Origin of the sequence: Nocardioides sp. (genome assembly GCF_034670285.1) — a bacterium.
GTDB lineage: Bacteria > Actinomycetota > Actinomycetes > Propionibacteriales > Nocardioidaceae > Nocardioides.
Map to the genome: position 1 here is coordinate 1 of NZ_JAXMNS010000080.1, position 11,104 is coordinate 11,104.

General features: G+C 68.3%; 10 protein-coding genes and 1 riboswitch. Of the genes, 3 read left to right on the top strand and 7 right to left on the bottom strand.

Translation table 11 applies throughout. The annotated features are described in order from the left end of the window. Window positions 1-81: 81 nt before the first annotated feature. Both VOI19_RS05915 and VOI19_RS05920 read right to left on the bottom strand, forming a co-directional pair. Window positions 82-288, bottom strand: a complete 207-nt coding sequence (locus VOI19_RS05915; protein ID WP_323792032.1) for a trypsin-like serine protease — start codon at window positions 286-288, stop codon at window positions 82-84. Between the two features lie 33 nt (window positions 289-321). Then, window positions 322-1,392: a hypothetical protein gene (locus VOI19_RS05920; RefSeq protein WP_323792033.1), complete on the bottom strand. Its 1,071-nt coding sequence runs from the start codon at window positions 1,390-1,392 to the stop codon at window positions 322-324. A 369-nt stretch (window positions 1,393-1,761) separates the two neighbouring features. Between VOI19_RS05920 and VOI19_RS05925 the strand changes: the two genes are divergently transcribed. Beyond that, window positions 1,762-2,103 carry a DUF2784 domain-containing protein gene (locus VOI19_RS05925; RefSeq protein WP_323792034.1) on the top strand — a complete coding sequence of 114 codons (342 nt, stop codon included), beginning with the start codon at window positions 1,762-1,764 and terminating at the stop codon, window positions 2,101-2,103. A gap of 24 nt (window positions 2,104-2,127) precedes the next feature. Here the strand turns inward: VOI19_RS05925 and VOI19_RS05930 are convergent, their stop codons facing one another. Continuing rightward, window positions 2,128-2,424 carry an STAS domain-containing protein gene (locus VOI19_RS05930; protein WP_323792035.1) on the bottom strand — a complete coding sequence of 99 codons (297 nt, stop codon included), beginning with the start codon at window positions 2,422-2,424 and terminating at the stop codon, window positions 2,128-2,130. A gap of 249 nt (window positions 2,425-2,673) precedes the next feature. Continuing rightward, window positions 2,674-2,905: riboswitch (cobalamin riboswitch) on the top strand. A 153-nt stretch (window positions 2,906-3,058) separates the two neighbouring features. On the opposite strand from VOI19_RS05930, the gene VOI19_RS05935 reads away from it, so the two are divergent. Both VOI19_RS05935 and VOI19_RS05940 read left to right on the top strand, forming a co-directional pair. Further along, entirely contained in the window at window positions 3,059-5,479 is a 2,421-nt protein-coding gene (locus VOI19_RS05935; protein WP_323792036.1) for a ribonucleoside-diphosphate reductase subunit alpha, read from the top strand. Next, window positions 5,476-6,492 (top strand): ribonucleotide-diphosphate reductase subunit beta, encoded by a 1,017-nt coding sequence (locus VOI19_RS05940; RefSeq protein WP_323792037.1) that lies wholly within the window; start codon window positions 5,476-5,478, stop codon window positions 6,490-6,492. Before VOI19_RS05935 ends, VOI19_RS05940 begins: the two co-directional genes overlap by 4 nt. Before the next feature lie 227 nt (window positions 6,493-6,719). Here VOI19_RS05940 and VOI19_RS05945 read toward each other — a convergent pair whose 3' ends face one another. From VOI19_RS05945 to VOI19_RS05960, 4 genes are all read right to left on the bottom strand, one after another. Next, window positions 6,720-7,025 carry a hypothetical protein gene (locus VOI19_RS05945; RefSeq protein ID WP_323792038.1) on the bottom strand — a complete coding sequence of 102 codons (306 nt, stop codon included), beginning with the start codon at window positions 7,023-7,025 and terminating at the stop codon, window positions 6,720-6,722. Between the two features lie 54 nt (window positions 7,026-7,079). Further along, window positions 7,080-8,174 carry a potassium channel family protein gene (locus VOI19_RS05950; RefSeq protein ID WP_323792039.1) on the bottom strand — a complete coding sequence of 365 codons (1,095 nt, stop codon included), beginning with the start codon at window positions 8,172-8,174 and terminating at the stop codon, window positions 7,080-7,082. A gap of 10 nt (window positions 8,175-8,184) precedes the next feature. Further along, window positions 8,185-9,204 carry a YihY/virulence factor BrkB family protein gene (locus VOI19_RS05955; protein ID WP_323792040.1) on the bottom strand — a complete coding sequence of 340 codons (1,020 nt, stop codon included), beginning with the start codon at window positions 9,202-9,204 and terminating at the stop codon, window positions 8,185-8,187. A 91-nt stretch (window positions 9,205-9,295) separates the two neighbouring features. Further along, window positions 9,296-10,738 (bottom strand): glycine hydroxymethyltransferase, encoded by a 1,443-nt coding sequence (locus VOI19_RS05960; protein ID WP_323792041.1) that lies wholly within the window; start codon window positions 10,736-10,738, stop codon window positions 9,296-9,298. Window positions 10,739-11,104: the final 366 nt, after the last annotated feature.

An 11,104-nucleotide genomic window follows, 5' to 3' on the forward strand; every position in this document is an offset into this window, starting at 1 on the left:
AAAGCCCCCTGGCTTGCGGAAACGCGGACCAGGGGGCTTCTTCGTTCGTCGACGCACGGAGGGCCGTGCGTCACCCGCACATCAGGATCCGGACGCCGGACGGTGTTCCTCGATGAAGGCGAGCACCGCCGGCCGGTCGACTCGGAAGACTCCGCCTGTCCCACCGCAGGAGCCGTTGAGACCGAAGGACGTCACGCCGGCGACGACCAGCCCGTCACCGATGAAGTTGGGCCCCCCGGAGTCGCCGAAGCACGTGCCCCCTGTGTGAGCGTTGTTCGACAAGACCATCGACCGTTGGTCAATGACCGTGGCTGCCCCCACCTACCGCGTCTGCAGCTCGAACGGCATCGTCATGTTGCGGTCACTCGCGCGCGGAGGCACGGCGTACTCCATCGAGCCATCGAGATCGAGTCGTACGACGGCCCACTCGTCGGCCTGGAACGTCACCACGAGCACGTGCTCGGCGTCTTCCCACACCTCGTCGAAGTACGTCGCCGAGTCACCGCGACGCGAGGGAATGTAGGAGTGGACGACCTCGCCGTCACGGGTCTTCAAGAGGTCGAGACGGGTCGGGCCGAAGCCGTCGCCGTAGGCCGGCAGCCCGAGCACGTGCTTGTTGTCGGTGGAGATGTCGGAGAAACGGTTGTCGCAGGTGCGCCAGCGTGGTCGCCAGCGGCTCAGCATCACGTTGCACGTGCCGGTGTCACTGACGCTGGTGATGCCGCCCAGGAACCGCCCGCGTCCCGTCGAGACGATGCGCATCCTCGGCACTCGGTCGACGATCCCGTGCGACGAGGTGTAGTAGCCCCGAGGTCCGTTGACGTAGATCGAGCAACCGCTGACCGAGGTCTGCTCGGAGCAGTCCTCGCCGGCGACCGCGACTGCCTGACCCTTCCCTTTGATGGGCACCGGGTTGAACCGGAGGACCCGGTCGCCCTCCTGGTCGATAGACCACACCCTGCCGCGCTTGCCGGAGAAAGCCACCGCCTCTCCCCTTGCCGAGACCCCGATCCCGAACCCGGTCTTCCAGGTACGGCGTCCGGGCGACCCGTCCGCGCCCACCCAGCGGGTGCGTGGGGGTCGGCGGCTCGCGGTCTGGATGACGTAGCCCGACCCCATCGGGGCGAGCTCGCGGGTGTTCTTCGGTACGGGGGTGAGCGTGCCCGTGGCGCCGTGCACCACCGCCCCTCCGTCGGTGCGCTCCAGCCAGGCAAGCCCCGGAGGCGCACCGGTCGGGAGGTCGGACACGTCGAACCGCGTGGACGAACCGCGCGGCGAGTCGGAGCTCGTGCTGACCTCCGAGGTGCCGGCCGAGGTGGCGGGCAGGGCGAGGACCACCGACGCTGCGGTGGCGAGCGCGCACAGGCGCGCAGTGCGGGTGAGAGTGGCCATGTGGGTACGACGCTGGATTCCTCGAAAAGGTTGTGGGGTTACTTCACGACTCCCGCGAGCCCATGAGCAGGTTGCCCGTGTCGTCGCCCTTGGCTCCCAGGACGAGGCTGTGCGCGTCCGCGTCCGCGGCCTCGGCCTCGGCCTCGGCCCGGAGCACCTGCCTCGGTGTGCCACGAGGCAGGTCTGAGGTGACGACCAGATCGGGTCAGGACTCCTCGACTTTCGCAACTGCGTCCTCGATGGCCTCGCGCCCGTGCCGTCCGGCCTAAACCCAGCGGCCAGCAAGGTCGAAAGGCCCGGGTCTCGGGGGACCTCGGTCGCGGTCGAAGCCGCTGCTCGAGCGCGAGTCGGGGGTCCTAGACTCGCCGCATGCACCGCCTCGTCGCCTTCGTCTCCCTGGTGACGCACATGGTGTTCGTCGCGTTCGCGATCCTCGGCGGATTTCTCGCCTGGCTCGCGCCCTGGATCCTGATCCCCCACGTCGCTTCCACGCTGTGGAGCGCGCGGATGGCGATCTGGCGTCCGGTCTGCCCGCTCTCGCGTGCCGAGAACTGGGGTCGGGCCGGGTCGGGCCGACCGCCCCTCCACGACCGCGGCTTCCTGGTCCACTACTTCGAGGACCGGCTCTACCCGGCGTCGTCCGCCCGACGCGTCGGCGTCGTGGTCTGCAGCCTGGTGCTCGGTTCGTGGTTGGGCCTCGCCGTTCGCTGACGGCCGGCACCTGCTCGCTGGGTCTCAGCCCTCCGAGGTGCTGACCTCGAACACCCGGTCGAGCGCCGTCAACGACAGCAGTCGGAGCACCGGCGCGCTGGGGTCCTCGAGCCGGAAGGCGCCCCTGAACACTCGTGCCTGTCGCTGACCTCCGAGCAGGACGCCCAGGGCGGTGGAGTCGATGAAGGTCACCTCGGCGAGGTTGACGTCCATGTCGATCGGACCCTCCACCATCAGGTCCCGAAACGTGGTGCGGAGCGGTATCGCCACGGCGAGGTCGAACTCGCCGCGAACGATGACCCGGGCATGTCCTGGCGTCACGGAGACCGTGTGCGACCCGGCGGCCCCCTCTTGAGGTCCACCATCACCCGACGTCCGGTTCATCGCGTCCTCCCTTGTCAGAGCTCAAATCCGCACCATCCTTCCAAAGCCAGAGCCTGCTGAGCACCTGTTCGGCGAAGAATCACCCCCACGGGCGATGTCGTCCGAGCTGCCACCCCTGCGTCCGCTGACTTTGATCCTGTCGTTGTGACTCAAGATGTGGGGGTTACATCGGTGTAGTTCACCAGATATGGTGCTCCTGCAGCTGGTTCGTGCCTCTCATCCAGAGGGGTCGAGGCAAGAGGGAACCCGGTGAGATTCCGGGACTGCCCCGCAGCGGTGAGTGGGAACGAACGCCGTCACACAAGCACTGGGTCGCACGTGGACCCGGGAAGCGACGGCCAGTAGGGGTCGAGGACGGAGAGATCCGGTCGCGACGCGCCCATGAGTCCGAAGACCTGCCAGCGCACCACGCCCGTCGGGCGTGGTGGTCCGAGGCCTCGTGGGACGGCCGACGGCTCGTACGACGCTGCCCTGAGCCAGGTCCGACTGGCTCGCCGAGCCACGCCGTACGGACCTCTGCTCCTCCCGCGCACCCCGGACTCATCGAGACCGATCTCGCGAGGAGAGAGACATGACGGTCCTTGAAGTCCCCCAGCGCACCACGATGCAGGTGCGCAAGCGCAACGGCGACACCGAGCCGGTCGACGTCAACAAGATCGTGCGAGCCGTCGACCGGGTCAGCGCCGACCTGGCCGACGTCGACCCGATGCGGGTCGCGACCCGCACCATCAGCGGCCTGTACGACGGCGCCACCACCGCCGAGCTCGACCGACTGTCGATCCAGACATCGGCGGAGCTGATCGGCGAGGAGCCGCAGTACAGCCGGCTCGCGGCCAGACTGCTCGCCGGCTACGTCGAGAAGGAGGTCCGAAACCAGGGCGTGGCGTCGTTCAGCCAGTCGGTCGCCCTCGGCCACGCCGAGGGGTTGATCGGCGACGAGACCGCGCGTTTCGTGAAGGACAACGCCCGCAAGCTCGACTTCGCCATCGATGCCGACGCCGATCACCGCTTCGAGTACTTCGGCCTGCGCACGGTCTACGACCGGTACCTGCTGCGTCATCCGTCCAGCCGCTTGGTGGTCGAGACCCCGCAGTACTTCCTGCTCCGGGTGGCCTGCGGCCTGGCCCAGCAGCCGGCCGAAGCCATCGAGTTCTACCGACTCATGTCGTCACTGGCCTACCTCCCGAGCAGCCCCACCCTCTTCAACTCCGGCACCCGCCACACGCAGATGTCGTCGTGCTACCTCGTCGACTCCCCCGTCGACGACCTCGACTCGATCTACTCGCGCTACCAGCAGGTCGCCAAGCTCTCGAAGTTCGCCGGCGGCATCGGCATCGCCTTCTCCCGGGTGCGCTCGCGCGGGGCCCTGATCCGAGGCACCAACGGGCAGTCCAACGGCATCGTCCCGTTCCTGCGCACCCTCGACGCCTCCGTGGCGGCGGTCAACCAGGGCGGACGGCGCAAGGGCGCAGCCTGCGTCTACCTCGAGCCCTGGCACCCCGACGTCGAGGAGTTCCTCGAGCTGCGCGACAACACCGGTGAGGACGCACGGCGAACGCACAACCTCAACCTCGCCCACTGGGTGCCGGACGAGTTCATGCGTCGGGTCGAGGCAGACGAGGTCTGGTCGCTCATCGACCCCGACCAGGCACCTGAGCTGCCCGACCTGTGGGGCGCCTCGTTCGACGAGGCCTACCGTCGCGCCGAGGAGGAGGGTCGTTACGTGCGTCAGGTCAGGGCCCGCGACCTCTACGGGAAGATGATGCGGACGCTGGCGCAGACGGGCAACGGCTGGATGACGTTCAAGGACGCCGCCAACCGCACCTGCAACCAGACCCGCGACACCCCGGGCGGTCCGGTGGTGCACCTGTCGAACCTCTGCACCGAGATCATCGAGGTCTCCTCCGACACCGAGACGGCGGTGTGCAACCTCGGCTCGGTCAACCTCGCCCGCCACCTCACCACCGACGACGCCGGCACCCCCGCGCTCGACTGGGAGCAGCTGCGTGCCACCGTGCGCACCGCCGTCCCCCTGCTCGACCGGGTCGTCGACGTCAACTACTACCCCAGCGCGGAGGCTGCGGCCTCCAACCCGCGGTGGCGCCCGATCGGCCTCGGGCTGATGGGTCTTCAGGACGTGTTCTTCGCCCTCGGGCTCCCCTTCGACTCCGAGGCGGCGCGTGAGCTCTCCACCCGGATCTCCGAGGAGATCTACCTGACGGCGCTGGAGGTCTCGTGCGGACTCGCCGAGCAGCACGGTGCCCACCCGTCGTACGACGAGACGCGGGCGGCCGCCGGAGTCCTGCAGCAGGACCTGTGGAACGTGTCCGGCACCCAGACCGCGCGCTGGGCCGACCTGCGCACACGGATCGCCGAGCACGGACTGCGCAACTCGTTGCTGATCGCCATCGCCCCGACTGCCACGATCGCCAGCATCGCGGGCAGCTATGAGTGCATCGAGCCGCAGGTCTCCAACCTGTTCAAGCGCGAGACCTTGTCGGGAGAGTTCCTCCAGGTCAATGCCGCCCTGACCCGCGAGCTCAAGGCCCGAGGACTCTGGACACCGGAGATCCGAGAGGCGATCAAGCGCGCCGAGGGCTCCGTGCAGGGCATCACGGCCCTGCCCGACGACGTACGCCTGCTGTTTCGCACCGCCTGGGAGCTGCCGCAGCGTGCGCTGATCGACATGGCCGCGGAGCGGTCGGCGTACATCGACCAGAGCCAGTCGCTGAACCTGTTCATCGCCGGCCCGTCGATCGGCAAGCTGTCGTCGATGTACCTGCACGCCTGGAAGGCGGGGCTCAAGACGACCTACTACCTGCGCTCCCGGCCGGCGACCCGGATCGCCCAGACGACGACCTCGATCGAGCGCATCGTCGACGGACCCACCGTGACCACCCCGACCACCCCGACCACCCCGACGATCGCGAGCGACGACGAGGCCCTGGCCTGCTCGCTCGAGAACCCCGAGAGCTGCGAGGCCTGCCAGTGACCACCACGACCGACCGGATGCTGCTCGACCCAGGGATGAACCTGACCCTGCGACCGATGCGCTATCCGCACTTCTACGACCGCTACCGCGATGCCATCAAGAACACGTGGACCGTCGAGGAGGTCGACCTGCACTCCGACCTCAAGGACCTCCAGCGCCTCAGCGAGGCCGAGCGTCACCTGGTCTCACGACTCGTCGCGTTCTTCGCCACCGGCGACACGATCGTGGCCAACAACCTGGTGCTCAACCTCTACCAGCACATCAACTCCCCCGAGGGCCGGCTCTACCTGAGCCGCCAGCTCTTCGAGGAGGCGGTGCACGTGCAGTTCTACCTGACGCTGCTCGACACCTACGTCACCGACGAGGACGAACGTCACGAGGCGTTCGCGGCCGTCGACAACATCCCCTCCATCAAGGCCAAGGCCGACTTCTGCTTCCGCTGGATCGACTCGGTCTTCGACCTCGACGAGCTGCAGACCAAGGAGCACCGACGGAAGTTCCTGCTCAACCTGATCTGCTTCGCCGCGGTGATCGAGGGGCTCTTCTTCTACGGCGCCTTCGCCTACGTCTACTTCCTGCGCTCGCGCGGGCTCCTCAATGGTCTCGCCTCCGGCACCAACTGGGTCTTCCGCGACGAGTCGATGCACATGGCCTTCGCCTTCGACGTCGTCGACACGGTGCGCGCGGAGGAGCCCGACCTGTTCGACGACGAGCTGGCCATCGAGGTGCGCCAGATGCTCATCGATGGGGTCGATGCCGAGGCGCAGTTCGCCGAGGACCTCCTCGGAGGAGGCGTCGCCGGCCTGTCAACCGCCGACATGCGCTCCTACCTCGAGTACGTGGCCGACCGGCGCATGGAACGCCTGGACCTGCCGATCATCTACGGCTCCAAGAACCCGCTGGCCTTCATGGAGCTGCAGGACGTGCAGGAGCTGTCGAACTTCTTCGAGCGCAAGGTCTCGGCCTACCAGGTGGGCGTGAGCGGCGCCGTCGGGTTCGACGAGGACTTCTGAGCGACCCCCGGTGCCGGAACCGGGCACTGCCCGGTTTCGGCACCAGGTGGTCTGGTCGAGGTCGTGATCGGGTGGGACGATGAAGAAGTTGTGAGAGTTGTCCACAATGCGACTAATTGCCAGACGCGCCCTCGGCGGCCAGGTAGAGTTCTACTCGTCAAGCCGTTGGAGACCCGAGACTCCGACGGCTTGACCCTTTTTTGCTCGAGCTCCCCCACCGGTCGCACTCACAGCGGCGTCAGCAGGGCCGCCGGCAGCCACTCCTCGACCAGGAGCCACGCGTCAGGCCGCGCCCGCGCGGCGTACACCACGCGGCCCTCCCAGGCCGAGGCCACCTGACGCCACTCGACGAGCAGCCCGGGACGCTTCACCCCGTGACCGTCGACGGCGTCGGAGACCCAGCAGTGCCGAGCCGGGCACACCTCACCGACCTCAGGACCCGCCTCGGGCCGCCGCACGTCGGGCTCGACGCCGACCCGTACGCGCTCGGACAGCGGGACCCCGCTGCCCTGTCTGCCCCAGCCGCCCGCCATGGCCTCATCGTCTCACAGCGATCGAACACGTGTTCGACCGGCGGTGGAGACGACTCAGTCGTCGTCGTTGGCGAAGTCCTCGTTGTGCGTGCCGGGACGCGGCGCCCACGGCAGCTCGCGCGCGGACCGGACGACGATCAGCCGGTCGCCACGCGCGAGACGGGTGACGACCGGGTCGAAGTAGTTGTAGACCTTCTCGTCGCGCACCACCGAGATCACCTGGTCAGGCAGGCTCTGTGGCTGCATGCCGACCTCGCTCACCAGCAGGTCCCGCTCGGCGACCTCGAGTCCCTGGCCATAGCTGAGCAGGTCCTCCATGACCGAACCCAGGGTCGGTGAGAGCGAGGTCAGACCAAGGAGGCGTCCGACCGCGTCGGAGGAGGTGATCACCGAGTCGGCGCCCGACTGCTTCATCAGCGTGGCGTTCTCCTGCTCGCGCACCGCAGCGATGATCCAGGCCTTCGGGTTGGCCTGCCGGGCGGTGAGCGTGGAGAGCACGTTGGAGTCGTCGCGGTTGGTCGTGATGATGACCTGGTCAGCCTCGCGCACGCCGGCCCGCAGGAGCACCTCCTTGCGCGTCGCATCCCCCGTCACGACCGCCAGGCCGTCCTCGTGGGCATCGGCGAGCGCAGTCGTGCCGGTGTCGACGATGACGATGCTCTCCTTCTGCAGACCATTGCTGAGCAAGGTCTTGACCGCAGAGCGTCCCTTGGTGCCGTAGCCGACCACGATGACGTGGTGTCCCATCTTTCTCCTCCATCGAGCGATCCGGATCGCGTCGCGGCCCTGGCTGGCCAGGACCTCCAGGGTCGTGCCGATCAGCAGCACCAGGAACGCGATGCGCGCCGGGGTCACGACGAAGGCGTTGATCATGCGCGCCTGGTCGGTCATCGGCGCGATGTCGCCGTAGCCAGTCGTGCTGAGCGTGACGGTCGTGTAGTAGATGGCATCGGTGAACGACACCGTGCCGTCGGCGGTGTCGTTGTAGCCGTGGCGATCGAAGTAGACCAGCAGCACCGTGCCGACCAGGATCAGCATCGCCGCGAGCAGTCGCTTTCCCAGGGCCGCCCACGGTGAGCTGTCTCCCTCAGGAAGGGAGACCTTGTAGGACGACTTCCTCCCGGGGGTCTCGCGCAGGTCTTCGGACACGGGGGCGAATCTAGTCGACGCGGGGGTCGTGGACCGAGGCGCCGCGCTCCTTGGCGAGGACGCTTCGCGCGCTGCGCAGCCTCGACATCAGCTCGAGACGCGCTCGGGTGGTGCTCAGCTGAGGGAAGACGGTGTCGAAGGCCGCGTTGACGGCTGCGCCGATGAGCACCGCGAGCGCCACCACGTAGAGCCAGAGCAGGATGGCGATCGGGGCCGCCAACGGGCCGTAGATCGACCTCGAGTCGGCCGCCGTCACGGTGAGCACCCACCGCAGCAGGTAGGAACCGAGGATCCAGGCGACGAGGGAGAAGGTCGCGCCCGGCAGGTTGAAGCTCCAGTTGGTGCGCACCGGCACCGACACGTGGTAGAGCGTGGCCAGGAAGCAGATGCACAGCACGACCACCACGGGCCAGTAGAAGCTGCCGAGGAACATCAGCTCGGGCGGCAGCACCTCCCCCACGAAGCTCGGGCCTGCGACCAGCAGCGGGAGCGAGACCGCGCCGGTGACCACGGCCAGGACGTAGAGCCCGAACGACAGCGCCCGGGTGCGGATGATCCCGCGGTGGCCCCCGAGTCCGTGCATGATCGTGATGGTGTCGACGAAGACGTTGAGCGCCCGCGAGCCCGACCACAACGACAGGATGAAGCCCAGCGAGATGACGTCGAGGCGCCCCACGTCGAGCACGTCGTCCATGGTCGGCACGATCACGTCGTCGACCGCGCCCTCGGTGAGGAAGGTCGAGGAGAGGTCGATGATCGCCTGGCGGATGCTCTCGACCTGCGCGGGGCTGAACCGCTCGGAGACGTAGCCGATCCCGCCGGCCAGCGCGAAGATCAGCGGCGGCACCGACAGGACGGCGAAGAACGCCCCCTCGGCCGCCAGTCCGGTGACCCGGTAGCGCAAGCAGGAGCCGACGGTGGTCACGATCAGGCGCCACAGCGTGTGCGCCGAGCGTCGACCGCGCGCCACGACCCGATCCCGCAGACCGGGGACGGCGGCCCCCGTCGTCTCCGTGGGCTCCGCGGTCATGACGCTCACGGTATCGACGCAAGGCCCTCGATCCGGGACCTCCCGCCGTGAGGCGGGCCACGCCGGCCGCACAGGGCCGGCGTGCCGCGGGTCAGGCCAGGTCGAGACCGGGGTAGAGCGGGTGCTTGTCGAGCATCTCGGCGGAGGCCGACTTCACCGAGTCGGCCACGCCGTCGGCGAGCGTGTAGGAGGCCTTCGACGGCCCGCCGGCCTTGGTCGTGCCGGCCTCGGTGTCCTTGAGCACCCGAACGATGAGGTCGGCGACGTTGTCGAACTCGTCGTGGCCGAACCCACGGGTGGTGAGAGCAGGCGTGCCGAGACGGATGCCGGAGGTGTACCAGGCGCCGTTGGCGTCGCCGGGCACGGAGTTGCGGTTGGTCACGATGCCCGCGTCGAGCAGCGCCGACTCGGCCTGACGACCGGTGAGTCCGAACGACGACACGTCGAGCAGCACCAGGTGGTTGTCGGTGCCGCCGGTGACGAGGTCTGCCCCACGGGTCAGGAAGCCCTCGGCAAGCGACTTGGCGTTGTCGGCGACCTGCTGGGCATAGGTCTTGAACGACTCCTGGCGGGCCTCGGCGAAGGCGACGGCCTTGGCAGCCATGACGTGCGAGAGCGGACCACCGAGGACCATCGGGCACCCGCGGTCGACGCTGGGGGCGTACTCCTCGGTGGCGAGCACGATGCCGCCGCGCGGTCCGCGCAGCGACTTGTGCGTGGTCGAGGTGACGATGTGGGCGTGCGGCACGGGGTCCTCGTCGCCGGTGAAGACCTTGCCGGCGACCAGACCTGCGAAGTGGGCCATGTCGACCATCAACGTGGCGCCGACCTCGTCGGCGATCTCGCGCATCTTGGCGAAGTTCACCCGGCGCGGGTAGGCGGAGTAGCCGGCCACGAGCACGAGCGGCTTGAACTCGCGCGCCTTGGCGGCGACCTTGTCGTAGTCGAGCAGCCCGGTCACCGGGTCGGTGCCGTACTGCTGCTGGTGGAACATCTTGCCGCTGATGTTGGGACGGAAGCCGTGGGTGAGGTGACCGCCGGCGTCCAGGCTCATGCCGAGCAGGCGCTGGTTGCCGAGCTCCTTGCGCAGCCGCTCCCAGTCGTCGTCGGTGAGCTCGTTGACGTTCTTGGAGCCGGCCTTCTCGAGCCAGGGCGACTCGACGCGGTGGGCGAGGATCGACCAGAACGCCACCAGGTTGGCGTCGATGCCGGAGTGGGGCTGCACGTAGGCGTACTCCGCCCCGAAGAGCTCGCGGGCGTGCTCGGCGGCCAGGCTCTCGACGGTGTCGACGTTCTGGCAACCGGCGTAGAAGCGGTGGCCGACCGTGCCCTCGGCGTACTTGTCGCTGAACCACGTGCCCATCGTCAGCAGCACCGCGGGCGAGGCGTAGTTCTCGCTGGCGATCAGCTTGAGCGAGCTGCGCTGGTCGGCAAGCTCAGCCCTGGTCGCCTCAGCGATCCGCGGCTCCACCGAGGCGATGACCTCGAGGGCTTGTGAGTAGGCACTGCTGGTGAGGGAGTTCAGGTCTGCCATGTCGTCAGCCTATCGGCGCACACCCCCTACTCGGGATTCCACCTACTCGCCTTCACCCCTTCGAGCGACGTGACGTGCGCCACTCCGCCCCGCCTGAGAGCCTGCAACCGTCCCACATCGTGAACCTTGCGTCTCACATCACGAGATCAGCCGTTGTGAGGGCCGCGTCCGACACGTGAGACTCCGGTCCATGGTCACTGCTGAAACGTCCGCCTTCCTCGTGGTACGTCGCCACGTGGACTTCGGGCGTACCCAGAGCAGCATGTGTAGGCCCTGCTGGTGGGAGCCGAGGCCGGGGACGATGAGGCAGCAGTTCTTGCCAACGAACCCGACGCCCGCACGCTCGGCCCACGCGCGTTCGAGCAC

What these genes read in the sequence shown, in the direction of transcription:
- VOI19_RS05955 (WP_323792040.1), bottom strand. Translation starts at nt 9,204, where the DNA reads ATGACCGCGGAGCCCACGGAGACGACGGGGGCCGCCGTCCCCGGTCTG.
- VOI19_RS05925 (WP_323792034.1), top strand. Translation starts at nt 1,762, where the DNA reads ATGCACCGCCTCGTCGCCTTCGTCTCCCTGGTGACGCACATGGTGTTC.
- VOI19_RS05935 (WP_323792036.1), top strand. Translation starts at nt 3,059, where the DNA reads ATGACGGTCCTTGAAGTCCCCCAGCGCACCACGATGCAGGTGCGCAAG.
- VOI19_RS05945 (WP_323792038.1), bottom strand. Translation starts at nt 7,025, where the DNA reads ATGGCGGGCGGCTGGGGCAGACAGGGCAGCGGGGTCCCGCTGTCCGAG.
- VOI19_RS05920 (WP_323792033.1), bottom strand. Translation starts at nt 1,392, where the DNA reads ATGGCCACTCTCACCCGCACTGCGCGCCTGTGCGCGCTCGCCACCGCA.
- VOI19_RS05960 (WP_323792041.1), bottom strand. Translation starts at nt 10,738, where the DNA reads ATGGCAGACCTGAACTCCCTCACCAGCAGTGCCTACTCACAAGCCCTC.
- VOI19_RS05915 (WP_323792032.1), bottom strand. Translation starts at nt 288, where the DNA reads ATGGTCTTGTCGAACAACGCTCACACAGGGGGCACGTGCTTCGGCGAC.